Genomic DNA, 26,485 nt, shown 5'->3' with positions numbered 1-26,485 from the left:
GCTGTATGAGTGGACTGATTCCCAATCACTGACTACTGAAACCTGATAACCGGAGACTACCATGAGGCTTGAGGGCAAGGCTGCGATAATTACCGGCGGCGCGTCCGGCATTGGGCGCGCGATATGCGAGCTGTTCGCCGAGGAAGGCGCGCGGCTGACCATCGCGGACATCGACACTGATGGCGGCGAGCAGACCTTGGCGAGTGTCAGGGCTGCCGGCGGCGAGGCGCAGTTCGTGGCGACGGATGTGTCCAAGGAGGCGGATGTGCAAGCGATGGTGCAAGCCGCAGCCGACGCATACGGCGCGGTGAACATTCTGGTCAACGACGCGGCGGCTTTCGTGTTCGGCGAAGTGCAGGACATCAGCGACGCGGATTGGGCGCGCGTGTTCGGAGTGAATGTCGTCGGTCAGGCGTATTGCGTGAAGCATGTGCTGCCTCACATGCAAGCTGCCGGCGGTGGCGCAATCGTGAATCTGGCATCGGTGAGCGGATTCATCGCGCAGCCCGGCTTTATCCCGTACAACGCATCCAAGGGCGCGGTTATGCAGCTGACGCGCTGCCTAGCGATGGACCTCGCGCCGCACAACATCCGTGTGAATGCCGTATGCCCCGGCTCAGTCCTAACGCCCGCTACGGAGCGACACCGTCAATTCGTAGGCGCCGACCCGGAAGAATTCTTGGCGGAGGCGGGCGCGTCCAACTTCATGAAGCGAGTCGCCGATCCGCGCGAAATCGCCTACGGCGCTCTGTTCCTGGCGTCGGATGAGGCGTCATTTGTTACGGGAACGCCGTTAGTGATGGATGGCGGGCTGACGGCGCAGTAGTAGTTCGTCAGTACTTCAGTCTATCAGTCGGTCAGTCCGGGCTGACAGGTTGGGGAGGATGTCATGTCTGCGATAGGCATAGACGCTTTTATTCGGGGATTGCCGAAGGCTGAACTGCATGTGCATTTGGAAGGCACACTGGAGCCTGAGATGCGTGTGCGGCTGGCGGGGCGGAACGGGGTCGATCTGCCGTATCGGACTGCGGATGAACTTGCGGCGTCTTACGAATACCGGGACTTGCAATCGTTTCTTGCGCTGTATTTCAGCGGCATGGATGTGCTGTTGACCGAGCAGGACTTCTTTGACCTCACTTATGCCTATCTGCGGCGGGTTCGTGCGCAGAATGTGGTCTATACCGAAATGCACTTTGATCCGCAGGCGCATACGAGCAGGGGGATCGCGTTCGATACGGTCATCAGTGGTATTCGGAGGGCGCAGGAAGCGGCGCAGGATACTCTTGGCATTCGGTCTCAGCTGATACTGGGCTTCTTGCGGGATATGAGCGTGGAGTCGGCGATGGAGACGCTCACCGATTCGCTGCCGTATAAGGACTGGATTATCGGCGTAGGGCTGGATTCTGACGAGAAAGACAACCCGCCGGTGAAGTTCCGTGAGGTATTCGAGCGGGCGCGGGCGGAAGGCTACATGCTGACGATGCACTGCGACCACCTGCAGGAGAACTCGGTGGAGCATATCCGGCAGTGTCTCGATGTAATCGGCGTGGATAGAATCGACCACGGCTACCATGCGCTGGACGACGCGGGGCTGATTGCAGAGGCGAGGCGGCAGCAGGTGTGCCTGACATTCTGCACGACGGCTACGCCGACCAATCCCACGCCAAGACGCGCCGCCGAGCTGAAGCGCGCGCTGGAGCTGGGGCTGAATGTTACGGCGAACACGGACGATCCGGCGTATATGCGGAGCTACTACATGAGTGAGGTGCTGGCGAATACGCAGCAGGCGGTGGGGCTGACGCGGGGGCAAGTCGCGCAACTAGCGCGCAATGCGTTCAGAAGCGCGTGGGTTGGGGAGGATGAACGGGACGGGTACTTGGCAGCGGTGGATGGTTACGCAGGGAGCAGTTCGCCGGCTTCTACCATATCCTCGATATAGGCTTCGGCGGCGTCTTGGAGGGCGTCTAGGGCTTCGTTTTGCGTGTATCCCCAAGCGGCGCAGCCGGGGAGTTCGTCTATCCACGCGCTCCACCTGCCGTCTTCTTCCCGTTCAAGTTGTGCTTTGTACACACTCATTGCGTTATCTCCGGCGCTAGTTCTGAGTGATTATCGGGACAGACTGATTTTAGCATACTGAGTTCGCAGTCAGTCTATCCGCTACCCCAGTCTCCCTTGCCGTCCTTGCCGCCGTCGCCTCGGCGCGCGGGGGAAGGTTGCGGCGGGGGCGTAGCGGGGGTATTGGGGCTGCGTGCCGGAGAGTAGGTCTTCGATGGTGAGGACTTGCACGCGGGGGAAGCGGTGGTCGGGGAAGGCTTCGGGGGCGTAGAAGCCGGCTTCCAATGCTTCTTGCTGCATCGGGCGCGTGGGCGGCTTGAGGGTTACGAACAGGGCGAGGTCGGCTTTTTCGCGCTCCATGTCAGATTTGAGCGTGGCGATCTGGCTGCGCTGCACGCCGCCGCTCTTGACCTGTACGACTATGCGCTTGGGCTTGCCGCTGTTGTCGTCGAAGAAGCTGATGTAGCCGTCTATGCCGGCGTCTGCGCCCTTCTTGCGGTCGCGGGCGGGGCGGGCATCGACCAAGCCGAGCGCCCACCACTCGAACTGGTAGCGGTCGTGGAGGGCTAGGGACTCGGCGCTGGGCAGGTCTTTCGGCTCGCCGACGACTTCGTAGGGGCGCAGGTCTTCGCCGAATGTATCGTGCAGGCGGTGGCGGATGAGGGTGATGGCGAGGTGGGTTATGTCTATGCCGACCCAGCGGCGGTTGAGACGCTCTGCGGCGGCGACTGCTGTTCCGCAGCCGCAGAACGGGTCGAGTACGACATCGCCTTCGTTGCTGGACGCGCTGATGATGCGTTCGAGCAATGCCTCGGGCTTTTGCGTGGGGTAGCCGAGGCGTTCACGGGCTTGCGCTGACAGGTTCTTAATATCTGTCCATAGATTTGTAGGTGCTCTGCCCTGAGAGAGGTACGTTTTGCGGTACGGACGCCCGGTACTTGACCAGACAAGACGCCCATCATTGTCAAGAGACTCCAGCTTGTCCCGTTCCATCCGCCATCCCCATTCGGGGGTGTAACCTTTGTACTCATAGGCGAGATTTGGTCGAGGACCCATTGAGGCGGTTCGTATAATCTCTTGAAGCCTGTATTTGCCTTTGTCATCTTCATAGCGATAGAAATTCGACACGTACTTTTCGTCGTGCGGCACAAATACGGGATTCCATTTTCGACTACTGGACTTAGAATAGAAAAGTAGCGCGTCCTTCACCTGCCCAAATCGCTTTGAGTCATTGTGGGAACTCGTGCGCTGCCAAGTGATTTCGCTCTGAAAGTTCTCCGGGCCGAACACGGCGTCCATCAGCAGTTTGAGGTAGTGGCTTGCGGTGGGGTCGCAGTGGAGGTAGATGCTGCCGGTGGGTTTTAGGACGCGGTGGAGTTCGACCATGCGCTGCGCCATCATGGTGAGGTACGCCATCATGTCGTTCTGTCCGAGGAAGGCGCGCATGGCTGCGAGCAGTTCGCCGACTTTTCCGCCCTGCTGGGTTACGACGTCCTGATATGCAAGCTCGGATTCGATGTTCCAGCGCCATGTGTCGTCGAAGGCGGTGATTTGCGCCGCCGACTCCTCGCCGCTGCGCTCGCGGAAGAGCACATTGTAGGTGGCGTTAGAGTTAAACGGCGGGTCCAGGTATATGAGGTCAACGGACTCGTCGGGGATGTGCTGGCGCAGGATGTCGAGGTTGTCGCCGAAGTAGAGGGCGTTGGGGGAGGGGATCATGTCGCGCTTTCTGTCTCATTTTCACTATTGGATAACATTTCAACATAATTGTGTGCTTCAAGAAATGCTTCCCCAATCTCGTTTACCAATTTCTGTAATATCATCAAGACGACCGCGCAGTCGAAGTTTGACCTAGTTCCGAGCAAGACTGCGGTTATCTGATTGAGTGAGATTGCAGTTGAATGCCCGGGATCGACTAATCCCGCGTTGCTTGGTCCCGCCAAAATCATATCCTCGTCAAGTGGGGCCAAACCTAGTCTAAAGTGACTTCCATGTGCATTTGCATGCACATTATCGCTTGCCATTTTGTAGTAGGGACGCCAATGAGCCAATTCAACGCGCTCTTCAATTGCTGTCATCGTAGGGCTCTTTGGTGATGCTGCCCATCCGTAGGGTTTCTCGAATGGTTTGCAAAATCGGGCTATGAGCTTGTTGTACTCTGTCTGGAGATTATCGAACTCCTCTTGTGGAATCGGCTTCAAGTCAAGCCTCTCGCCGTACTTCTGATATTGGCACGCCAATTTATATCGCTGTATGGTGTCATGCAGTAAATACTTTTCAGCTAATTCTTGTCTGTGCTCGTCCTCTTCTGGTTCGCTGAGACAAAAGCTTATAACTGCAATCTCGTGTAAGGTCCGCCAGCGTGCGTGTGCTCCATCTGCATAGCCTGAGCGCAACAGGACAAGAATTTCATTGGACACTTGGCATGCTCTGCCATGCAATCTAGTGAGTGCTTCAAACAAGTAATCGTCTGAACTTACGGCTTCGTTGCCGAACTCGCTGTTGAAATCTACGCCTGCTTCCGTTGCTAATGACACGAACAACTCAAGAAGCTCTATCGGCTTTTTCCAAACCTCCATTAACCTTCTTTCAAATTCGCGTCTTCCCGTCCTAGCTTCTTCCAGTCCGCCTGAAAAGGCGTCTTCTTTGATACTGGCCAACATATCTGTTGCTGTTTCATCGCAGACATCTGGAATCATTTTGGAAATCTTGTCCTCCAATTGATTGGCATCCAGATTGCAATCATCACTTTCCACAATCTCGTGTAGTGCGGATTCTAGAAGTTCTTGTAATTTGTACATCGGTGCGAGTCTCCCACGCTTCCGAAATGTTAGGTTACGAGAATCTGGTGAATCGTCTATTCGCTCACGCTGCGCTTTCGCTCGTCCTTGTAGAGGCGCCTAGTTGCTGACGCTTTCCTTTTGTTTGCGGAGGCGTTCGCGGTGTCGTTTCTCGGTAGTTACGATTGACCAAACAGCGACGCTAAGTCCTACCACGCAGGCGATTGCGGTTAGCACGATTATCGGTATTGTCAGCATTTATTTCTCCCCTACCGACTTTGAAGTCGCGTTGTACACAGAATAACTTATCAAGAACGATATAATTCCTAACAACATAGCACCGATTTTCATAGTTTGAGTGTCTATGAGTCCGGGATTTGCTTCACCGAACAGGTGAGACGTCAACAAGATGCTGTACACGATGAGCAGAAACACCGATGCGCCGTTCTGGACTGTCTTCCATGACTCTTCTCTTTCGTCGAAGTGCTCTAATTCATTGATATTGGATATGTGCAGTACCAGTCCGAAGATTATGAAATCTACGGCGTTGAATAGATCGGTGTCCGGGTTCTGGGATTAGCCATACTATCATCCGCGCCATTGCCGGTATCAGCGCCACTAGAACGGTGTATATGAGCCATTTGGCTTTTCGATCTGCCATTCTTGGGTTTGGGTGTGCCTCCTACATGATGGTGGCTATTGTATGATACTAATGTTCGGCACGCAACTTGCGTTTGTGTAAGAAAATCCCGTATAGCAAGTTTAGCAGATGGACAGTTTCATGCGCTCGCACTTGCCAATCACTACTGAACAGGCGATACTTACCGCGCTGCAAGTATTTGCAATTTAGGAGGGTTAGCATGGAAGGACGATTGAAGGATAAGTACGCTATCGTTGGCGTGGGCGAGACGGAGTATAGCCGCGCGTCCGGCAGAAGCACGCGGGCGCTTGGGGTTGAGGCTATTCGCAATGCCATATATGACGCGGGGCTGACGCCGCAGGATGTGGACGGGATGCTCAGCTACCATGGCGGCGATTCCACGCCGTCCACAACGATGATGTACGACTTGGGTATGCGCCTGAACTTCTACATGGACTGCTCGGGCGGCGGCTCTAGCACTGAGGCGCTTGTTGGGCTTGCCATCGGCGCGATAGAGGCGGGGATGTGCGATACGGTGGCGATATTTCGCGCGATGAACGGCTATTCGCAGGTGCGTATAGGCGGCACGGGGGCGCGCGCGGCTGCGCCCATCGGCGGCTCCGACCTGATGAAGCGCACTTACGGCGTGGCGAGCGCGGTGCAAAACTTTGCCTTTACTTTCACGCGGCACATGATGGAATACGGCGTTACCGGCGAAGACCTGGCGCACATCAAGGTTACGCACAGCAAGCACGCCAGCAATAACCCGAAGGCGCTGATGAAGCAGCGCGTTACCGTCGATGATGTGGTCAACTCGCGCTGGATAGTCAAGCCGTGCGCGCACTTGTTGGACTGCTGCCTCGAAACCGACAACGCGACCTGCATCATCGTAACATCGGCAGAACGCGCGAAGGACCTGCGCCACACGCCGGCGTACATCATGGCGGTGCAGGGCAGAGGATCGAAGCCGGGCGGCGACTTCCACTACCAGTACGCGCCGATTACGCGCGTGGCGGGGCATTACATCGGCCCGCGTCTGTTCGAGCTTGCGGGCATTACGCACGATGACATCGATGTTACCGGCTGCTATGACGCTTTCACATACACGACGCTCTTGCAGTTTGAGGACTACGGATTCTGCGAGAAGGGCGAGGGCAAGGAGTATGTGAAGAGCGGTATAACCGACCTCGGCGGCAGGCGTCCGAACAACACGAGCGGCGGGCATCTGTGCGAAGGCTACACGCACGGCATGAACATGGTCATCGAGAATGTACGGCAGCTGCGCGGCTTGGTGGACGACTACTGCCCGCATTGGGAGAACGGTGAGCATTCCTACGACTATGCGGAGGGCGGCTGCCGCCAAGTGCGGGATGTGAACATCACTATGAACATGGGCTGGGCTATGCCGGGCGTGGGCAGCGCGCTTATTATGCGGAAGTAAATAACATCGATGTGCAGGATGGGTAGGGCGGATTGGATGTGAATATACCCATCCTGTAGCGGCTAATGCGCCGATTGCGGAGGGAAAAGAGTAATGCCGATATATGATTATCGCGGTATGGCATTGAACATTACGGAACTTGACAGCGAGTACAAGGGCTACTTCGATGCGGCGATGGAGCATAGGCTGGTGGTGAAGAAGTGCAGCGAGCTGACTTGCGGGATGCTGCGCGGTGATCCGGGCGCGGCGTGTCCGTGGTGCGGCTCGCTGAACTGGGGATGGCAGGAAGTCAGCGGCAAAGGCACGATTTACAGTTACCAGGTCATCACTCACGCCATTATGCCAGCGTTCCGTGACTGGGTGCCGTACACGGTCGTGCTGGTCGAACTGGACGAGCAGAGCGGCGAGCCAAACCCTGAGAATGGCTTGCGTATCACCGCGAACCTGCTGAACGATGATATGGAGCCGGAAGACCCGGACGAAGTGGGCATCGGCAAGCGCGTCGAAGTGGTGTTTCTTGACACTGACGAAGGTTTCTCCGTGCCGCACTTCAGGCTGTCGGACGAAGAGCCGGCGGGCGAAGTGTGGCGGTATCCGGTGTAGAGAGTCTGTCAGTTCATCAGTCTGTCAGTCTATCAGACTCTTGTCATTTCGATCGCAGCGAGGAATCTTAAATCGTTATCAGACGGCAGTGCGGATAATTCTGGATTCTTCACTCCGCTGCGCTGCGTTCAGAATGACAGAATGAACGGAGATGCGTTCAGAATGACAAAGGACTGTCGTGGAGGGTAAATCATGGATGTTAATGATGCGGTGTTGACGCGGCTGACGGTGCGGGAGTACAAGCCTGACGCCGTGCCGGACGATGTGGTTGATAGGCTTTTGGAAGCGGGCAGGCTTTCGCCGAGTTCGCAGAACTTGCAGCCTTGGCACTTCATCGTGATTCGGGACGCAGCCACGATAAAGCGGCTGGGCGAGATGGCGACGCAGGGACCGTGCCTGGGGGATGCTCCGCTTGCCATCGCCGTCGTGACCGACGACACGCCGAGAGCGCCATTGGACGCGGGCAGAGCTATACAGCACATGGAACTTGTCGCGTGGGAAGAGGGCATGGGCACATGCTTCATCGGTATCCGCGACGCCGACCAGAACGCGGCGATCAAGGAAGTGCTGAGCATACCGGCGCATCTCGTGCTGCTGACCATCTTGCCGTTCGGCTATCGCAAGAGCGCGAATATGGGCAAGTTCGGGCGGCGCAATCGCCGGGCACTGTCGGAAGTGGCGCATAGCGAACGCTTCGGCAATACTTACACGCATTCGGGCTGACGGCGCGGCAAGTCTGCTATCATGAGACTATGCGATAATGCTATGGCGGTAGTTTGCTATGGGATTAACTTGATGGCAATTGGGGGGCTTTTGGCCTCATTCTTAACCTTCCCCGTAGGGATAAGGGACTTTGAGAAGCGCGGCATTCTGTTTCTAGTGCGGGATTGGTAAATGCAGAAAATCGGCTCGGCGGTCTATAGGCACATGCAGCTCCTCGCCACAATTGGCGCGCTGCTGAAGTTCGTATTGGTATTCGCTAGGGGCGTGTTCGCATTGTTCGTTGCCGCCGTTGTGGGGTTCGGGTCGTATGTGATGATACAGGCGCTGTATCTGTCCATCTGGGGCTATGGCGGCGGCGTGATAGCGGTGCTGGTGTGCACTACGGGTATCGGCGCCGGGGTGGGGAGCTACATCGCTTGGCTGGACAGGGACCACGACTTGCGCATTCAGGCGCTGCTGGTCGTCATCGCGCTGGCGTTCGGTCTTGGCGGCGCGTGGTTTGGCTTGCAGCGCGGCATAGATATCGGCGCGCTGCATCCCATCTGGAAGCCCGGAATCCCCGAAATCCACATCACCACAGTAGGCGCAGTCATCGGCGCGAATATACCGACTTTCGCGTTAGGGCTGTACAAGGCAATCAGGGATCCGCGCCTGTAAGGGTACGAGGGTTGACATGGATGGACGGGGTGCATAAGATTTCAGCCCTATCCTAACCTTTCCCCTGATAATAATATCTAACGGAGGGTAATAATGATGGGCACAAAGGCAAAGGACACAAGAATCCTAGTAGGAATCGCGCTCGGAACCGTGGTTGGTATGGCTCTAGGTGTTGCGCTCGGCAACGCTGTCCTCGGTGTGGGGATAGGGTTTCCTGTGGGAATGGCGCTAGGTCTCGTTTGGGCCAGAAGGTTCTAACACTTCCCTCCTAGACATCCTCCCCCCTGCCGCGCAACGACGTCCGGATAGGCGAGTATAGACAGGATAAGGGGATGCTCCACAGCGATGTGAGCGCATCCCCTTAGTTTTTGGGGTTATTCTTCCCCCACCTAACCTTCCCCCACTGGAGAAAGGGACTGAAAATGTGGCTAGTCGGCTACTGCTTGCGCTTCTGCCGTCTCGGTTTCCTCGATTGGCTTGCCGGTCGCGGGATCGACCTCGAACGGGCTGTTCAGCTCTAGCTCCTTGCCCATCTCGCGGACTGCGGGGATTACATATTCGCCCATCAGACGCAGCGAGCGCATCTGGTCCTCGTGCGTCATGGCGCCGTCGCCGTCCCAGAATATCACGCTGCCCGGGCGCAGTGTCTCCAGCACATGTCGAATCTTTGGCAGTATGGAGTCGGGTGTGCCGGTTACGATGGTGTAGTTTTCCTGCTGCTCTTCAAAGGGCCGGGCGAGCACATTGCCGCCGCGGTTGGTGGTTGCGAAGTCGCGAGTCGGCAGGACGCGACGGCGCGATGTCAGTCCGGGCAGCGACAGCAGCGCAGGGTTCGCCGTGCCTTCGTTGCCCGCAAGGAACGGGTTGCTGGGTCCCTGCACATACTTGCGCGCGGTTGCTTCCGCCAGCTCTTCCGTCTCGTCAACATGCACCTTCCAGAGGTAACCGATGTTCTGCGAGCCGGACTCGTATCCCTCTTCCTCGGCGGTTTCATGGTAAATCTGGAACGCCTGCTTGGTCGGCTCCATCTGCGTTGCCAGCATGATGTACGGAATGCGGTTGCGCGCCGCCCACTGCAATGAGTCGCGGCTGACTACGCCGGGCAGCCAGATGGGTGGGTGCGGCTTCTGGTATGGGCGCGCCCACGGATTCACATAGCGGTAGTTGTAGTGTTTGCCTTCCCAGCGGAAGGGGCCGGGAGTCGTCCACGCCTTCACGATGAAGTCGTGCGCTTCTTGGAAGCGTTCCCAGTTGTATGGTGGCGGCGCGTTGTGCGCCACGCTCTCGCGTCCGGTGCCGCGCACCCAGCCGGAGACCAGCCTGCCGTGCGAAATCATATCGATGATGGCGAGCTGCTCCACAAGCCAAAGCGGGTCGTCCCAGATGGGGATGATGTTGCCCAGCAGGACAATCTTGGCGCGCTTGGTCATCCGCGCGAGAATCGCCGCCTCGATGTTCATCGCGCCGCCCATGCAGAAGGGCGTGCTATGGTGCTCGTTGAGCATCAGCCCGTCGAAGCCCATCTCTTCGGCATACAGCCTTTCGTCGAGATAGCGGTTGTACAAGTTCGCCCCAATCTCAGGGTCGTAGATTTCGTTGCTCAGGGTCAGATCCTTGATGGACTTGCCCGTCGCGCCGAAGTAGCCTGACGCCGGGTCTTGATAAGGGCGTTCGGTAAAGTGTGCGATGAACATGGGCGGTCTCCTTTAAGAGTGTACAGCTATGGCAAAAGTTTAATGAGCGCGACTACCAGCCCGCCGACTGCAATCATCATGCCGCCGAGCCTGAGTGTCAACCGAAGTTCGAGGTCTTTCAGGTCAGCTTTTGTGGCTACATCGCCAGCGAGCGCATTGCTCATGGCCGAAAGACAGATTCAGCCTGCGATTCGCTGAATCCTGCTTCAGTGAGAGCCTTCACGGCTTCATGTGTATCGAATCCGATCGTTGCCATCTGGCAGTTTCCTTCTAGTCGTCCCAATCCCGATGGTTATCAGTATTTATACCACAAAATCGCTTGCTTGGGGCTAACGCGCTTCACTTACCGCCGGACGCGCCGACTTCGATTAGCAGACGGCAATGGTCGCTCGGTCCCCATTCTTCCACTTCGTTCATGGCGCGCACGCTAACTTCGTTGTGAAAGCCACGCGATGCGAATGCGTAGTCGAGTTGCTGGCTGGCAGATTCGGGCGTTTTTTCGCCCGTTGTGTAGTAGGTAGGCACGTTGCGGCTATCCGGCGCAAGCCAATCTCGCTGATTGAATGCCTTGCGCCCGTTAGGGTAGCACGGTCCCATGAACTCCAAGCCCATCGCGTTCATCCTGGTCCAAACACTGTGATCTCTCGATCCAATCCACTCAGGGTCGCCTGGATTGTAAATCATATTGAGGTCGCCTGCTGCGAGTATGCGATGCGTTGAAGGCTCATAATCGCCGATAAACCCAGAAATGTCCGTTATTATGCGATGCGCCGAACCGTCAGCAGTTCCTACGCTCCACGGGCTCTTTACGGTTGGATGCCATCGCAGCCATCGAGCGTACATCGATACTACGATGAAAGGCTCGCCGTCCTGGGGGCTTTGGGAGTTACGCGGGCGGCTGCGATTGTCCCAATACCGCTAACCGCAATCTCATCTTCCGCCACTACTCCGATAGGGCTGATTTGCTTGAACCACTCCACTTCTACGCGATTGGATAGTTTTACGACTTTACACCAGCGGTCATATAGCCCTGATCTTCCCCAACGCTCGCGTAGCTTCTCCTTACCCCATAACTTTTCGTAGTCCGCATTCCACATACGAGAATCCCAACTCGCCTGCGGGCCGGTGTTGAAACAGGCGTCCATCCCGGTGGGTTTGTTGCCCGCTTCTTGCAGCAAGGCGACGTCCGCGTCCATTTCCAGCAGTTTTTTCCAAGCGGCGTGCCGTCTGTTGATGTTCCAACTTACTACTTTGATCATTGAGGATTACCCGGAGAGGAAGTCCTGCACCAGCGCCAGGAACTTGTCGGTCTGCTCGATTTCCGGGCGGTGTCCGCAATTGTCGATGACTTCTAGGCGTGAACCTTTGATGGACTGCCGGTAAAGCTCGCCCGCGTTCACCGGCACCATGCCGTCTTGCGCGCCCCAAATCAGCAGCGTTGGCAAGTCCTGCAATCGACCTAGCAGTTGTGGCAGCCCGCGATAGTGCATGTATGGCTTCCAGCTCAGGCGGCAAGCCTCTTCGCGCGCCACAGCCCACGCCTCTGCCAATTCCGGCGAAGGCTCTGCCGGGCGAACCGTGTCGAACTCCGGCACTGCTGCGTTGTCCAAGCATACGGTGTCAAGGTACTCTTCGGCGGTTACGAGGAATATGTCGAATATCTCGCCGATGTCGGGCTTGATGCCGGCAGCGCCTACGAGCACCATCTTGTTGAATTGCTGCGGGCACATTGTCGCCATCTCCGCGGCGAGCCAGCCGCCGAGCGAGAACCCGATGACATTCACTCCCTGCAAGCCCAGTTCGTCTAGGGCGCGCAGATACCAGCCGGCGAGATCGCGCATGTTCATTATCCATTCCATGCGCGGCGATTCGCCAAAGCCCGGATGTGACGGGATGTGCAGCGTATTGTTCGCGGCAAGCGCTTCGTGCCAGCGCAGCGCGCCGTGATGCCCCATCTCGTCGTGCAGCACCAGCAGCGGATCGCCGTCGCCTCCCCGCGCTATCTCAATGCGCGTGCCTGCCACCTCGATGATTTCCTCTGTCAATATGCTCGTAACGGTAGTCATTAATGTCTCCTGTAATAGCAGCGGAGTTCGTCGTTCGCGGCGCCTGCCGAGTCGCCCTGATTTTCTGTTTATATGGGCTGAATGTCAAGTTGGGGTGTGTACGAGACGATTTCATAAATGCAGTTTAGGTCTGTCATTTCGAGCGAAGCGAGAAATCTAAAGTCGGAAACGGGTTTGCATTCAACGATTTCAGATTCCTCACAGCGTTCGGAATGACACAAATATAATGCGGTGACATAAAAGTACTGCCGATGACAACATTAGGGATTTGCGAAATCTCTGTGAGAATATCCTCCAATATGACACGCACACGATTTTCCATTATGATAGTTGTGAGCGCCGAGCGTTCCTGCGGCGATTCGTGGCGAATTAGGCAATTTCGCCGTCATTTCTTTTCTTGAGGAGAGGCTGTTGCAGCAAGTTGAAACCGCGCGAGGAATCGCCCAACTGATTGTGGACAATGTTAAGCGTGTGATTATCGGCAAGGATCAGGCAATCGAGCTAGGTGTTATCGCGCTTATGTGCGAGGGACACGCGCTGATAGAAGACGTGCCGGGCGTAGGCAAGACTATGCTGGCACGAAGCATCGCCCGATCCGCCGGCTGCTCCTTCAAGCGGATACAGTTCACGCCGGACCTGCTGCCTACCGATGTTACGGGCGTATCCATCTTCAATCAGCGCAGCGGCGATTTCGAGTTCCGGCAGGGACCGATCATCGCGCAGATTGTGCTTGCGGACGAGATCAACCGCGCAACGCCGAAAACGCAGTCTTCGACGCTCGAAGCGATGGAAGAACGGCAGGTAACCGTCGAAGGCGTAACGCACACCGTACCCTCGCCGTTCATGGTAATGGCGACGCAGAACCCCATCGAGTATGAAGGCACATTCCCGCTGCCGGAGGCGCAGCTTGACCGTTTTTTCGTGATGATTACGCTCGGCTACCCGTCCATCGAAGAGGAAATCGCGGTCATCAACGGGCAGCAGGTCGGGCATCCGATTGAGTCGCTGCAGGCGGTCGCGTCCGCAGAAGAGATACAGCAAATGCAGCGCGCCACCCGCGATGTCTATGTGGACGACCTCATCAAGCAGTACATCGTAACCATCATATCCGCCACGCGAGACCACGCGGACATCGCGCTCGGCGCATCTCCGCGCGGGTCGCTGTTCCTATTCAGAGGCGCGCAGGCTTTGGCGCTCATACGCGGCAGAGACTATGTGCTGCCCGACGATGTGAAAGAGCTCATCGTGCCCATAATGAGGCATAGGATTATCGTGTCGGCCGCGGCGCGAATGCGCGGCGTCAATCCCGGCAATGTCATGAACGAAATCGCCGACAGCATACCGGTCCCCGGCGCTCAGGCGCAGGGCTGGTTCAGGAGCTGACATCATTTACGAGGCAAAGGCTTACCTGCTGAGGCGGTTCTATCTCATCATTGCGCTCTGCGCCGCGACTGTTGTCACGGGCGCTGCCACCGGCTTCGGGCTATTTTACCGCCTGTTCTACATTCTCGGGCTGACGCTCATCTTCGGCTACATCTGGAACTACATCAGCTTGCAGTCGCTCGAAGTGAGCGTGGACAGGCGCTCGCGGCGCGTCCGCGTGGGCGACGATATCGAAGAGCGCCTGACTGTCCGTAACCTGAGCACGATGCCAAAGCCGACCTTGGAAGTGGAAGACATGACCGACCTGCCGGGCTACTCCAGTGGCATGGCGGTCAGTCTGCCCACGAAGGGCTTCCGATCGTGGCGCACGCAATTGCCAGCACGAAGGCGCGGCGTCTATACGCTCGGTCCGGTGCGTGTGTCCAACACGGACGCATTCGGCATTTTCCGGCGCGAGCGGTTCTTCTGCGACACAGAGGATCTCATCGTATATCCGCGCACGCACTACATACCCGAGTTTGCCATACCCGCGGCGGACCTGTCCGGCGACAGTTCCACCCGGCGGCGCTCGCACGACCTTACGCCGCATGCGTCAAGCGTGCGCGAGTACGCGTTCGGCGATAGCATCAGCCGCGTCCACTGGGGCAGCACGGCGAAGTTGGGCAAGCTGATGTCCAAAGAGTTCGACCTTGGGCAGTCTAGCGATGTCTGGGTGCTGGTTGACCTGCACCGCGATGTGCAAGCGGGCGAGCTAGATGAAAGCACGGACGAATACGCCGTGTCCATCGGCGCATCGCTGAGCCGCAAGTATCTCGAAGCAGGGCTGCCCGTCGGCTTGATTGCGCAGGGCGACCAGCGATACTTCCTGCCCGCGGATACCGGCGCCGGACAGTTCGACCGCATTCTAGAGTTCCTCGCACTGAGCAAGTCCGAGGGCAGTGTCGCGCTCGAATCGCTGCTTGCGCAGGAAGAGCATCTTTGGGGCTATCACAGCTCGCTTGTCGTCATTACGCCGTCGAACAGGCCCGACTGGGTTACCGCGCTTCGTGAGCTTATGAGGCGGCGGGTGCGTGTGGCTGTTGTCCTGCTAGACGGCGTATCGTTCGATGGCTTCTTCAACACGACCGATGTGATACCGCACCTGTACTTGGCGGGCATACCGCCGTATCTGGTGCGCAAGGGCGAAGACATTCCCGTGGCGCTGAGCCGCGTGTTCACGAGCGCGGAATTGGATCAGGCGCAAGAATTGGCGGCGACGGAGGTTCGCGTATGAGCAGCGAAGCCATCACTTCGGTATTGCCGCCACGCCGCGCCGAGGCGGAACAACAGCGCCATAGACTGCTGCAAATCTACGACAGGTTCCACCCGGTACAGGGCTGGGCGAGCTTCGTAATCCTGCTGCTCGCTCTGATGATTATGGGTTTGTCGGTGCAGGACGGCTCGTGGGTGCCGGTGCCGCAACTGCAATCGCTGCTCATCATATCCGCGATAACGGGGCTAGGACTCGCCAAAGTGCGCGTGCCGGCGATACTGCTGCATCCGGTCGGATTGGCAATCGGCGCTGTGTTGATAGTCTGGCGCGCGATGGAACTCTCCGATGAAAGCACGATACTCGCATCGCTGCCTGAGATGTGGGGCAGGCTTGCGGTCTGGTACGAGGCGGCGACGAACGACGGCATATCGACCGACTTGCTGCCATTTACACTGGCGCTGCTAACGATGGCGTGGTGCATCGGGTATTTCAGTTCGTTCTTCGTCTTCCGCGCGACCAACGCCTGGGTGATGGTGGTGCTAGGCGGCGTGTCTATCCTCACCAACCTGAGCTTCCTGCCGCCAAGCATCAACTTCTCGTCAAAATTCTTCATATTCACGCTGCTGGCGATGCTGCTTGTCGTCAGGTTGAACGATGTGCAGAACGAACAGCGCTGGCGGCTGCGCGGCATTCGCTTTGAAATGGTAAACAGCTGGCTGACGATGCACTCGGCGATATGGTTCGCGCTGCTGGTGATGGTGCTCGCCGCGATGCTGCCGCTCAAGGTGTATGTGTCGCGCGATCTGGCGAACTGGTGGAACACCGCGCGCTCCCCCATTTCCAGCTTTGAGGAAGATGTGGCGCGGCTGCTGGCGGGCATACCGTCGCGCAAGAATGTGCCGGGCAGGTTCTTCGGCACGACGCTGCCGTTCATCGGCTCCATATCCTTCGGCGGCGAAGCGGTCTTCTGGGCGAGCTCGGAATACCCGTCATACTGGCTGTCCAACACTTACAGCGAGTACACATCGCAGGGCTGGAAGGCGGGAGAGACGACCAAGCTCGAAGTGGGACCTGATACGGTTGCGCCACCGCGCGCGGAATGGCTGCGGCGTGAAGATGTGGAGCAGACGGTGCAGCTCGCCTTCGACAGCGACAGTTTCCTCGCCGGTGGCAATTTGGACTGGCTCAGCCACGATGCCGTAGTCGAGACGCTGCGACCGAAGAGTTTCGCTATTGACCTGCACAATCCGGAGTCTGACGCCAATTTGCCGGAGGACATACAGGAAGTCGCGCAGGCTATCCGCGATGCAGGCGAGCCGCCGCAGCGATTCGCGGAGTCGTATATCTCGCGGATGCTGCCGGACGACCTCGTGCTGAACAGCGTCGGCTTCGTGTCGGATGAGCACAGCAGCGATGGGGGCATGGTGCTGCAGACTTTGAACGTCGAGCGTAAGGCGTCCGCAATACCGGAGATAGTTTCGTGGGAATTCGCCGAACGCCAGCCGGAAAATCACCCGTATGCGATGGTGTCTTATGTCTCGGTTGCGACCGATGACGAACTGCGAGAAGCGAGCACGGACTATTCCGCGTTCATTACGGATCACTACTTGCAGCTGCCGCAGTCGCTGCCGCAGCGGGTCGTGGACAAGGCTGAAGAGCTGACGGCAGGCGCGACCAATCCATACGACAAGGCTGCCGCGATTTCCGACTATCTCCGCGGCGAAACATTCACCTATTCGCAAGACATCGAAGCGCCGCCGCGAGACGCGGACGGTGTGGACTACTTCCTTTTTGAGACAAAGACCGGGTACAGCGACTACTTCGCGTCGTCGATGGTCGTGATGCTGCGCGCGGTGGATGTGCCGGCGCGCCTTGCCGCCGGTTACGCGCCGGGCGAGTTCGACCCGGAGAACAATGTGCGCGTGGTGCGCGACTTCGACAGCCACGGCTGGGTGCAGGTGTTCTTCCCCGAGTACGGCTGGATTGACTTCGAGCCGACACCGCGCTGGCCAGAGCACGAGCGGCAGTTCGCGGCGGCGCCGGAAGCACTGGCGCTTTCTGCCACCGGCGGCACCGACGGCATCGCCGACCCGTCCGAGTTTCTGGACCCGTTCGACGACATCGGAGGGCCGGGGTTGTCGCGCATAAACAGCGGCGCGACATTCGGCAGCGATTTCCTCGCGAACATCGACATCGTCGCCATCGGCACGCGAGCGGGCATCGTAGTTGGCGCGGCAGGCGCAGTCTGGCTGCTGCTGTATGTGATATGGAATCTAGGTCTGCGCAGATTGTCCACAGTCGAAAGAGCATACACGCGCATGAACAGGCTAGGCACACTGGCAGGCTTACGGCGCAGAGCATACCAAACACCTAACGAATATTCGGCGATGGTGGCGCGGGCGCTCGGTGAATCCGGCGCGGGTGCACAGAGCATAGGTCGCGAGTTCGCGGCGCTGCGCTACACAAGCGGCGCACGACCGGACACCGCAGACGACAACGATGGCAGCAGCGACACGGACGAGATGGAGCAGGCGTGGCGGAGCATTCGCGGCGCGCTGGTATCGCGCGCCTTCAGGCGCCTGCTGCCCGGAGGAAGTCAAGAATGACGACTACTTACTATGACATATTCGAAACGCCGGCGGGTTGGATGGGCTTGGTCGCGTCCGACAAAGGCTTGCGGCAAAGCACACTCCCCCAAGCGTTCCCTGAAGATTGCATTGAGCAGATGGGCAACGCGATAACGGATGCGACACCATCGCCAACGCGTTTCGAGGGTATCAAGGAAAAACTTGCCCGCTACTTCTGCGGCGAAGATGTCAGTTTCGCGGACGAACCCATCGATGTGGATGACGCATCGCCGTTCCACCAAGCCGCATGGCACGCATGCCGCACAATTCCCAAAGGCGAGACGCGCACCTACAAGTGGCTGGCGGAACAAGCAGGCAATGCGCTTGCGCCAAGAGCCGCCGGCCAAGCGATGGCGCGAAACCGTCTCGCCATCATCATACCCTGCCACCGCGTAATCGCAAGCGACGGCAGCCTGCGCGGCTTCGGCAAAGGCAGGGAGCGGTTGGACCTGAAACAGCGCCTGATGGACTTGGAGGGCTAACGACTACGCGGCAACTCTTGCTGTCGAGCCGTAAGTGGGATACGAGACACTCCCTTCCTACACATTACATAGGGGAAGGAAGTTGAGGGATCGCGCACTTATTTGACGCGCTCATTCATTACTGATTTCCATGAGGCGCGCTTCGCCGGCGGTGCCCAGAGCTTCGTTGTTCAGGCGCGCTATCAGTTCGTCGTTGGCGCGGACGCGTACGGCGGGCCAGTCCATTTCGACAATGTGCCCTGCAGTCGCGATTTCGAGCGTTACCTCGCACTCGCCTTGGTAGTCCATCAGGATGCTGCTCAGGATTTGCAGCATTCGCCTGTCATGCTCGGGCTCGCCTTCGGTCAGGCGCAGCAGCAAGCGCTGTCCGGCTTCGGCAGGCATTGGTGTACTTACTTCGACAGGTCGGGAAGGAAGGACGCTTGCTCCATCGCTCGCGTCATTGTCGTTTTGCGGCGTGTATCCGTTGGTGCCGTTCGTTACATTCGTGCTATCTGTCGTGCTGCCTGCCCCGTTTGTCCCGCTTATCCCATCATTGGTCGGCGCAGACTCATCCCAAGGCGGAGCATCGTCCGACTCACTGCTAGGCGCACTTTCGCTGTATGTGCCGTTAGTCTCCGATACGGTAGGACTAGAGGGCTGGGCGCTTGGTGTGCCTTCCGGCAGATCGTTGGTCACGGCGTCGTGTGAAGGCTGCCAGTCTTGCGAGAGTGAAGTTGCGCCATTTGCCGCCGCCGCTTGTGCCTCCGGTTCATCATTGTCGCGCGATTCGGTCTCGCCGGCCGTTGCATCTGCCGGTGCGTCGTAGTCCGATGTGCCATATGCAAATGCGCCGTTGCCATTCGTGCCGGTCTGCGTTGCGTCGTTGACCGTGCTGTCATTCGCCGACACACCGTTAGTTGACATTCCGTTGCCGTTCGCCTCGCTGACAGATGCACCATTCACGGGAACGACATCGTTTGCAATACCGTTCTCTGCCATGTCGTTGTTCGCTGCGCCGTTTTTGGAGGCGCCTTCACTTTCTGCCCCATTGGGGGCTGAGGCGTTGGTTTCGGACAGCACGATTTCGTGTGCTTCTGAGCAGCTTACGCTGATGTTGTCGTCGCGGTGGCGCACGTTGCCGGTTACCGTAACCAGCTTGCCATCTTCCCAGAGATGGCCGGTGGCTTTCAGCTCATCTTCCCAGACGAACACTTCCTGCTCGCCGTCAAGCAGAGACAGCGACACAATGGCGAATGGTTGCCCTTTGCGTGTCTCGCGGCGGTTCACGCCGGACACTATGCCAGTTACTTTCACGCGCCTGCCCGCCGCGACGGATTTCAGGTCTTCAATCGCTACGATGTCGCTTGGTCCGGCTCTTTGCGTCAGCAGATCGAAGAGCGCGCTGTTCGATGTGGACACGCCGAGCAACTCTCGTTCCCATTGGCTTTTCTCCACATCGGTTGTGTGTCGATTGGGAATGTCGATGCTGGCTAGTTCGGCGGGCATCGAAGCGCCCATCATGTCGAACATCGACGCCTGCTGGGAATTGCGCATGCCCGCTTCACTCTTCGACAGCGAAATAATGCGGTCTAGCGCCTCGTCCATTCCCGTGCGATCGCCGAACTCGTCGAGAGCGCCGGCGCGGATTAGGCTTTCGAGCGCCTTCTTGCCCACGCGACTGAGATCGACAGACTGACAAAGGTCTTCTATCGAGGAGAACTCACCGGCTTCCTTGCGGTCGGCGACCAGCGGTAAAACCGCGCCTTCGCCCACGCCCTTCACTGCGGACAACCCCCAGCGAATTGCGTCGTTGCCGTCCGCGTCGGTATCAATGGAATAGTTGACTTCGCTCTTGTTGACGCTGGGTGGCAGGACAGAGACGCTCATTCGGCGACATTCCGCGACTACGGACGCAATCTTGTCGGAGCTATCTTTGGACGAGTTGAGGAGCGCAGCCATATATTCGATGGGGAAGTTCGCCTTGAGATAGGCAGTCCAATATGAGATTAGCCCGTAGCTGACGCTGTGCGCCTTATTGAAGGCATACCCGGCGAACGGTTCAATGAGCGCGAAAATCTCTTCCGCCATCGCCTGCGTGTAGCCTTGTTCGAGCGCGCCCTTCAGGAAATTTTGCTTTTCCTCTGCCATAATCTCGGGGATTTTCTTGCCCATCGCCTTGCGCACGATGTCCGCCTGCCCGAGCGAATATCCGGCGAATGTGCGCGCGATTTGCAGCACCTGGTCCTGATAGACGATGACGCCGTATGTCTCTTCCAAGATGTCCTTCAGCGCCGGGTGAGGATAGTGCGGCACGGCGCGGCCATGCTTGGAGTCGATGAAGGTGGAAATGTGCTCCATCGGACCTGGGCGATAGAGCGCAATCATGGCGGCTACATCGCTCAGCGCGCTGGGCTTCAACTCCTTGATGTAGCGCGTCATGCCGTCGCCTTCCAATTGGAAAACGCCGACTGTCTCGCCTCGGGAAAGCAAGTCGAATGTCGCGCCGTCGTTAAGCGGTATCTCGGTTAGCGCGAAATTGATGCCCCTAGTCTCGGCGATAAGGTCGCGAGCGTTGGCGAGAATGGTCAGGTTGGTGAGACCGAGGAAGTCCATTTTCAGCAGACCAAGGTCGGCGCATGGATCCATGGAATACTGCGTAACTGCGACGCCGCTGCCGTCGTCTGCGCTGCGAGCCGGACGCTGCAGCGGCACGATTTCGTCAAGCGGCTCTTGCGAGATTAGCACCGCGGCTGCATGTGTTCCTGCGTGGCGCGTCAAGCCTTCCAAGCCCATCGCGGTGTCCACTATCTTGGCGACATCATCGTCTGCGTCGTATTTTTCCTTCAGCTCCGCGCTCTGCTCCAGCGCGTCTTTCAGCGTGATATTGAGGCGGTTGGGTATGAGTTTCGCCACGCGGTCGCCGTCACTGTATGGCATTGCGAGCGCGCGCGCGACATCGCGGACGCCGCCCTTCGCGCCGAATGTGCCGAAGGTGATTATCTGCGCCACGTGCTCTTTGCCGTATTTTTCGACGACATAGTTGATGACCTCTTCGCGGCGATCGTCCTGGAAGTCCATGTCGATGTCGGGCATTTCCTTGCGCTCGACATTCAGGAAACGCTCGAATACGAGCTGGTAGGGAAGCGGGTTGACATCGGTTACGCCGAGGCAGTACAGCACAAGGCTTGCTGCCGCGCTGCCACGCACGGCAAAGAATATGTCGCGCTGGTGCACGAACTTGGCTATGTCCCAGACGACGAGGAAGTAGTCCGGGAACTGCGTCTGCCGGATGACTTCGAGTTCGTAAGCAAGGCGTTCGTGCTCTGCTTCGCCGGCGTTGGGGATGCGCGTTGCCAAGCCTTCGTAGCATATCTTCGCCAAGTATTCGTCGGCGGTCAGCCCGTCCGGCACGGGGTATTCGGGCAGGCGCATTTGCGAGAAGTCCAAACTCAGATCACACATCTCGGCGATGCGCTGCGTGTTGGAAATGGCGTCCGGCAGTTCCTTAAAGAGCTCTGCCATTTCTTCAGGGCTGCGTAAGTAATACGAATCGGCCATCTGCATCCGCCCCGAGTCTGCGACATTCGTGTTCGTCTGGATGCAGATTAAGATGTCCTGAAATTTCGCGTCGTGTTTGTGCGTATAGTGCGAATCGTTGGTCGCGACGAAGGGGATGTCCAGCTGCCGGTGAAGTTCCATCAATCCCTTGTTAATCTGCGGCAGTTGGGGGACATTGTTGTGGCTCATCAGCTCAAGGAAGTATCGCCCACCCAGCAGTTCCTTGTACCACGCGGCGGTGTCGAGCGCTCTTTCCATATCGCCATTGGTTAGCGCGCGCGGCACTTCGCCGGCGGGACAGCCGGACAGCACGATTAGCCCTTCATTGTGCTCTTCCAGCAGTTCGCGGTCGATGCGCGGCTTGTAGTAAAAGCCTTCGAGATTGGACTTCGACACAAGCTTGAGCAGGTTGTGGTAGCCGCGCTCGTTCTGAGACAGTATGGTCATGTGATACGGCGATCTATTGTTGGAGCTGCGCTCGTGACGGTTGTCCGGTGCAACATACACCTCACACCCGATAATGGGCTTGACATCGTGCTTCTTCGCAGTCTTATAGAAGTCGATTGCGCCGTACATACCGCCATGGTCTGTCATGGCGAGGCTGTCCATACCGAGTTCTTTGGTACGCAGCACAAGGTCTTCGATACGACTGAGGCCGTCAATCATGCTGTATTCGGTGTGGACATGAAGGTGGGTGAACATAAAGAGCCGGACCTCAATCGTTCAGTTGGGCGTTCAATTGTTCTCACTGCTATGATGTGCTGATTATAGCACTGCGGCACCGTCCATGCCCTCACAATTGAACGCAGAAATTGACGATTTTGGCTGATTGCGGTGGCGGTTATGGCATGGTTGCCATGTTCCAAAACCTTCGTTTGACTGCCAACAGAAGAGGGTAACAGAATGGGTAGGATGGGGAGGGAGATAATGAAGCTGCGCACAAGAAGAGCGCCCCGAACTTTCGCTTGTTCGGGGCGCTCTAGTTATGCCTATGCCTTATGCCATGCTAGCGCTAGTGGCAAGTGCTAGACTAATTGCCTAGTAGTCCATCGGGGGCATTGCCGGTGCTGCGGGCGCTTCTTCCGGGACGTCGGTGATGAGCGACTCGGTGGTGAGTACCATCGATGCGACGCTGGCGGCGTTCTCGATCGCTGCGCGCGTTACCTTCGCCGGGTCCATGATGCCGCGCTCCAGCAGGTGGCCAAACTCGCCGACTTCTGCGTCGTAGCCCCAGTCGCCCTCTGCCTTGATGCTCTCGGAGAGGATAACCTCGCCGGAGACGCCAGTGTTCTCGGAGATGAGCTTCAGCGGCTGTTCAAGCGACTTGCGGAGGATAGAGACGCCGGTAGCCTCGTCGCCGGAAAGTTCAACGCCCGCGAGCGCGTCTCGCGCGCGAATGAGCGCCAGTCCGCCACCGGGGACGATGCCCTCTTCGACTGCTGCGCGGGTTGCGGACAGGGCGTCCTCAACGCGCTGCTTCTTCTCGCGAAGTTCGACCTCGGTCGCTGCGCCAACCTTGATGATGGCGACGCCGCCGGAGAGCTTGGCAAGGCGTTCCTGCAGCTTCTCGCGGTCGAAGTCGGAGGTAGTCTCGTCGATCTGCGCCTTGATCTGGTTGATGCGGCCCGTGATGTTGTCATCGGTGCCTGCGCCGTCAACGAAGATAGTCTCTTCCTTGGTGGCGACAACCCGGCGCGCCCTGCCGAGGTCTTCCACGACCACGGAGTCGAGCTTGCGGCCGACTTCTTCGCTGATGACCTGACCGCCCGTGAGGATTGCCATGTCTTCGAGCATCGCCTTGCGCCTGTCACCGAAGCCGGGAGCCTTGACGGCGAGGCAGTTCAGCGTGCCGCGCAGCCTGTTGACGACCAGGGTGGCGAGCGCTTCGCCTTCGATGTCCTCGGCGATGATGACGAGGTTCTTGCTGACCTGCAGGATCTTCTCCAGTGCAGGCAACACATCGGCGACTGCTGAAACCTTCTTGTCGGTGATGAGGATGTAGGGGTCTTCGATAGACGATTCCATCTTGTCCTGGTCGGTGATGAAGTAGGGCGAGATGTAACCTCGGTCAATCTGCATGCCCTCAACGAACTCCTGCTCGAAGTTCAAGCCCTTGGACTCGTCAACCGTGATGACGCCGTCCTTGCCCACGCGCTCCATAACATCGGCGATTAGACCGCCCATGTCGTCGTCGTGAGCGGACAGGGATGCGACCTGCGCAATCTGCGTCTTGCCCTCGACCGGTGTGGACATAGAGCCGACCTGATCGCGAAGGGCGACGACGCCCTTTTCGATGCCGCGCTTCAGAGCCATAGGATTGGCGCCGGCGGCGATGTTCTTGAAGCCTTCGTGGATGATCGCCTGCGCGAGAACGGTCGCGGTGGTCGTGCCGTCGCCTGCGACGTCGTTGGTCTTGCTGGCGGCTTCCTTGAGAAGCTGCGCGCCCATATTCTCGAACGGGTCTTCAAGCTCGATTTCCTTAGCGATGGTTACGCCGTCGCTGCACACCTGCGGCGGGCCGAACTTCTTGTCGAGAACGACATTGCGTCCGCGCGGTCCGAGCGTAACGCCGACGGTGCTTGCCATCTGGTCGATGCCGCGCTTCATGGCTGCGCGGGCTTCCTCACTGAATGTGAGCTGCTTGGGCATTTCTTCTTCCTCCTTACGAGAGTTGACTTATGAGAATTGTGATTGTCTTGGGTGGGCTAGGGCGTCGATTACTTCTTGAACAGAATGTCGTCTTCGCGCAGCACGAGATACTCGTCGTCGCCGTCTTTGTACTCGGTGCCGGCGTACTTGGAGTACACGACCAGATCGCCGACCGTGAGTTCCATAGGCACGCGGTTGCCGTCATCGGTGAGCCTGCCGGGGCCGACCGCCACAACTTCGCCTTCCTGTGGCTTCTCTTTCGCCGTGTCGGGTATGTAGATGCCGCCCGCGCTCATCGACTCTTCAGCCTCTGAAGGCTTCACCACCACGCGGTTGCCGAGCGGGTTGAAAGTAACCTGGGTTTCTGTCGCCATTGTCCTCAATTCCTCCTGATTTGCTTGAGAATTGTTGCCGGTTCGTGTGCCAATTTGCGCTGTCTGGGACGCCAATTAGCAGACTCAAGAATAGTCTGCTAAATAAATATAGCGAAGGCGCAGCGGCGTTGTCAACAGAATTATACGGACGCCCTACCCACGCGCTTGACACCGCATGAAGAAGGAACACGAAGAGCAGAGAGGACAAGATGAACAATAGTCTATTGCCGCTTTTGAGGGAAGGTTAGGAAGGGGCGAAATATCCGCTGCACAACCTCGTCTGGGTGTCAAATTCGCGCCAATTACCCGCTATTAGGTTGACCTGCATCGCTCCCAATCCATATCATCCTGCTACGGCGGCTATCACTATCACCCACTATCACCATTCCGGGATCATCATGGGAACGCTTGAAAGAAATGCCGGATATGGCAGGATCAAACGAATGAAGAATGCGGCGAGACTAGGAGCGGCGCTGTTCGTCAGCATGCGCCCCCGCCAGTGGTACAAGAACCTGATCATCTACCTCGCGTTCTTCTTCACAATAAACGAGGCGTGGTCGCTGGACGCTGACATAGGCGCGGCGCTGCAGTTGTTCGGCGTCATCACGTTGGCGTTCCTGATATTCTCCGCGCTCACCGGCGCCGTCTATCTGCTAAACGACATCCTAGACGCGGACAGCGATCGCCGGCATCCGCGCAAGCGCAATCGTCCCATCGCATCCTGCCGCTTGCCCGTAGCTGCTGCGTGGATTGCCGCCGTTGCGCTCACTGCCATTGCGCTAGGCGGCGCGTTCACTCTGAATCCGATATTCGGCGTCATATCGCTGCTTTACGCGCTGGCGAATATTGCGTACTCGCTGGCGCTCAAGCACATCGTGCTGGTCGATGTGTTCGTGATAAGCGGGGGTATGGTGCTGCGCGCGGTCGCGGGCGCGGCGATCATGGGCGTTCCGATTTCGCCATGGCTTTACCTGTGCACTGCGCTCGCGGCGTTGCTGCTGGCGCTCATCAAGCGGCGCAGCCAACTCACGACTGCCGGCACGGACGCTGCGAGCCAACGCCCGTCGCTGAGCGGGTACAGCGTCGAATCATTGCATAAGCTGGTGGTCATAACTGCCACCGCGTCGCTGATAGCTTACTCGCTGTACACATTCACCGCGCCTAATCTGCCCGCCAATGGTGCGATGATGCTGACGATTCCATTCGTCGCGTTCGGCCTGTTCCGCTACCTGATATTGAGCGACAGTGCCGACGCCGGCGAAAATCCCGAAGATCTGCTGCTCGGCGACATACCGCTAATTGCGACGGCTCTGCTATGGCTAAGCAGCGCAGCGGTAATACTTGCGGTCTTCCGGTAGCGGGGCGATTTCATAAGAAAATCCTACAAGGCGACCGGTCGCTCTGTGTGCACACTTGCATGCGAATTCTGGCTCTTTCACCCTCAGACTAACTTTCCTACATCAAGAAGGAAGGGACTTCGATGTCAAACTATGCCTGAGTAATCTCGCAGGAGTTCCGA

The 26,485-nt window shown here is 57.9% G+C and carries 21 protein-coding genes and 1 pseudogene; 11 read left to right on the top strand and 11 right to left on the bottom strand.

Annotated features, from left to right (window positions below; translation table 11 throughout):
• The first annotated feature begins 61 nt into the window (after positions 1 to 61).
• Together F4X57_09680 and add are read left to right on the top strand one after the other, a co-directional pair.
• The gene (locus F4X57_09680) at positions 62 to 826 is read left to right on the top strand and encodes an SDR family oxidoreductase (protein MYC07423.1); all 765 of its coding nucleotides are present in this window, start codon (positions 62 to 64) and stop codon (positions 824 to 826) included.
• A gap of 63 nt (positions 827 to 889) precedes the next feature.
• A complete protein-coding gene (add, locus tag F4X57_09675; GenBank protein MYC07422.1) occupies positions 890 to 1,939 on the top strand; it encodes an adenosine deaminase in 1,050 nt (349 codons plus the stop codon).
• On the opposite strand, the gene F4X57_09670 is transcribed toward add, so the two are convergent.
• The 4 genes and pseudogenes from F4X57_09670 to F4X57_09655 form a co-directional block, all read right to left on the bottom strand.
• A complete protein-coding gene (locus tag F4X57_09670; GenBank protein MYC07421.1) occupies positions 1,894 to 2,076 on the bottom strand; it encodes a type II toxin-antitoxin system HicB family antitoxin in 183 nt (60 codons plus the stop codon). The genes add and F4X57_09670 overlap by 46 nt on opposite strands.
• A gap of 81 nt (positions 2,077 to 2,157) precedes the next feature.
• Positions 2,158 to 3,774 carry a site-specific DNA-methyltransferase gene (locus F4X57_09665; GenBank protein ID MYC07420.1) on the bottom strand — a complete coding sequence of 539 codons (1,617 nt, stop codon included), beginning with the start codon at positions 3,772 to 3,774 and terminating at the stop codon, positions 2,158 to 2,160.
• Positions 3,771 to 4,856: a hypothetical protein gene (locus F4X57_09660; GenBank protein MYC07419.1), complete on the bottom strand. Its 1,086-nt coding sequence runs from the start codon at positions 4,854 to 4,856 to the stop codon at positions 3,771 to 3,773. Before F4X57_09660 ends, F4X57_09665 begins: the two co-directional genes overlap by 4 nt.
• A 237-nt stretch (positions 4,857 to 5,093) precedes the next feature.
• Positions 5,094 to 5,496: pseudogene (locus F4X57_09655) on the bottom strand (hypothetical protein).
• Between the two features lie 199 nt (positions 5,497 to 5,695).
• On the opposite strand from F4X57_09655, the gene F4X57_09650 reads away from it, so the two are divergent.
• From F4X57_09650 to F4X57_09635, 4 genes are all read left to right on the top strand, one after another.
• Positions 5,696 to 6,916 carry a hypothetical protein gene (locus tag F4X57_09650; protein ID MYC07418.1) on the top strand — a complete coding sequence of 407 codons (1,221 nt, stop codon included), beginning with the start codon at positions 5,696 to 5,698 and terminating at the stop codon, positions 6,914 to 6,916.
• A 93-nt stretch (positions 6,917 to 7,009) separates the two neighbouring features.
• The gene (locus F4X57_09645) at positions 7,010 to 7,519 is read left to right on the top strand and encodes a hypothetical protein (GenBank protein ID MYC07417.1); all 510 of its coding nucleotides are present in this window, start codon (positions 7,010 to 7,012) and stop codon (positions 7,517 to 7,519) included.
• Positions 7,520 to 7,711: 192 nt separating this feature from the next.
• Positions 7,712 to 8,242: a nitroreductase gene (locus F4X57_09640; GenBank protein ID MYC07416.1), complete on the top strand. Its 531-nt coding sequence runs from the start codon at positions 7,712 to 7,714 to the stop codon at positions 8,240 to 8,242.
• Between the two features lie 171 nt (positions 8,243 to 8,413).
• Entirely contained in the window at positions 8,414 to 8,899 is a 486-nt protein-coding gene (locus tag F4X57_09635; protein MYC07415.1) for a hypothetical protein, read from the top strand.
• A 428-nt stretch (positions 8,900 to 9,327) separates the two neighbouring features.
• Here F4X57_09635 and F4X57_09630 read toward each other — a convergent pair whose 3' ends face one another.
• From F4X57_09630 to F4X57_09615, 4 genes are all read right to left on the bottom strand, one after another.
• A complete protein-coding gene (locus F4X57_09630) occupies positions 9,328 to 10,593 on the bottom strand; it encodes an LLM class flavin-dependent oxidoreductase (GenBank protein MYC07414.1) in 1,266 nt (421 codons plus the stop codon).
• Positions 10,594 to 10,932: 339 nt separating this feature from the next.
• The gene (locus F4X57_09625; protein ID MYC07413.1) at positions 10,933 to 11,277 is read right to left on the bottom strand and encodes a hypothetical protein; all 345 of its coding nucleotides are present in this window, start codon (positions 11,275 to 11,277) and stop codon (positions 10,933 to 10,935) included.
• 164 nt (positions 11,278 to 11,441) lie between these two features.
• On the bottom strand, positions 11,442 to 11,852 hold the full coding sequence (locus F4X57_09620; GenBank protein ID MYC07412.1) for a hypothetical protein: 411 nt from the start codon (positions 11,850 to 11,852) through the stop codon (positions 11,442 to 11,444).
• A 6-nt stretch (positions 11,853 to 11,858) separates the two neighbouring features.
• On the bottom strand, positions 11,859 to 12,659 hold the full coding sequence (locus F4X57_09615) for an alpha/beta hydrolase (GenBank protein MYC07411.1): 801 nt from the start codon (positions 12,657 to 12,659) through the stop codon (positions 11,859 to 11,861).
• Between the two features lie 411 nt (positions 12,660 to 13,070).
• Here F4X57_09615 and F4X57_09610 point away from each other — a divergent pair, with 411 nt between their 5' ends.
• From F4X57_09610 to F4X57_09595, 4 genes are all read left to right on the top strand, one after another.
• On the top strand, positions 13,071 to 14,042 hold the full coding sequence (locus tag F4X57_09610; protein ID MYC07410.1) for a MoxR family ATPase: 972 nt from the start codon (positions 13,071 to 13,073) through the stop codon (positions 14,040 to 14,042).
• 169 nt (positions 14,043 to 14,211) lie between these two features.
• Positions 14,212 to 15,315, top strand: a complete 1,104-nt coding sequence (locus F4X57_09605; protein MYC07409.1) for a DUF58 domain-containing protein — start codon at positions 14,212 to 14,214, stop codon at positions 15,313 to 15,315.
• Complete coding sequence (locus tag F4X57_09600) at positions 15,312 to 17,900, top strand: transglutaminase domain-containing protein (protein MYC07408.1); 2,589 nt, start codon at positions 15,312 to 15,314, stop codon at positions 17,898 to 17,900. The genes F4X57_09605 and F4X57_09600 overlap by 4 nt, the downstream gene beginning before the upstream one ends.
• Before the next feature lie 41 nt (positions 17,901 to 17,941).
• Positions 17,942 to 18,403, top strand: a complete 462-nt coding sequence (locus F4X57_09595) for a methylated-DNA--[protein]-cysteine S-methyltransferase (GenBank protein MYC07407.1) — start codon at positions 17,942 to 17,944, stop codon at positions 18,401 to 18,403.
• Positions 18,404 to 18,514: 111 nt separating this feature from the next.
• Here F4X57_09595 and dnaE read toward each other — a convergent pair whose 3' ends face one another.
• The 3 genes from dnaE to F4X57_09580 all read right to left on the bottom strand — a co-directional run bounded on the left by dnaE (position 18,515) and on the right by F4X57_09580 (position 24,966).
• The gene (dnaE, locus tag F4X57_09590) at positions 18,515 to 22,645 is read right to left on the bottom strand and encodes a DNA polymerase III subunit alpha (protein MYC07406.1); all 4,131 of its coding nucleotides are present in this window, start codon (positions 22,643 to 22,645) and stop codon (positions 18,515 to 18,517) included.
• 336 nt (positions 22,646 to 22,981) lie between these two features.
• A complete protein-coding gene (gene groL, locus F4X57_09585; protein MYC07405.1) occupies positions 22,982 to 24,592 on the bottom strand; it encodes a chaperonin GroEL in 1,611 nt (536 codons plus the stop codon).
• A gap of 68 nt (positions 24,593 to 24,660) precedes the next feature.
• Positions 24,661 to 24,966 (bottom strand): co-chaperone GroES, encoded by a 306-nt coding sequence (locus F4X57_09580; protein MYC07404.1) that lies wholly within the window; start codon positions 24,964 to 24,966, stop codon positions 24,661 to 24,663.
• Positions 24,967 to 25,364: 398 nt separating this feature from the next.
• On the opposite strand from F4X57_09580, the gene F4X57_09575 reads away from it, so the two are divergent.
• Positions 25,365 to 26,324, top strand: a complete 960-nt coding sequence (locus F4X57_09575; protein MYC07403.1) for a decaprenyl-phosphate phosphoribosyltransferase — start codon at positions 25,365 to 25,367, stop codon at positions 26,322 to 26,324.
• The last annotated feature ends 161 nt before the right edge of the window (positions 26,325 to 26,485 follow it).

It is taken from the genome of Chloroflexota bacterium (genome assembly GCA_009840355.1).
Lineage (GTDB): Bacteria > Chloroflexota > Dehalococcoidia > Lucifugimonadales > JADFKI01 > Bin90.
This window is presented reverse-complemented; position numbering and strand designations above follow the sequence as displayed.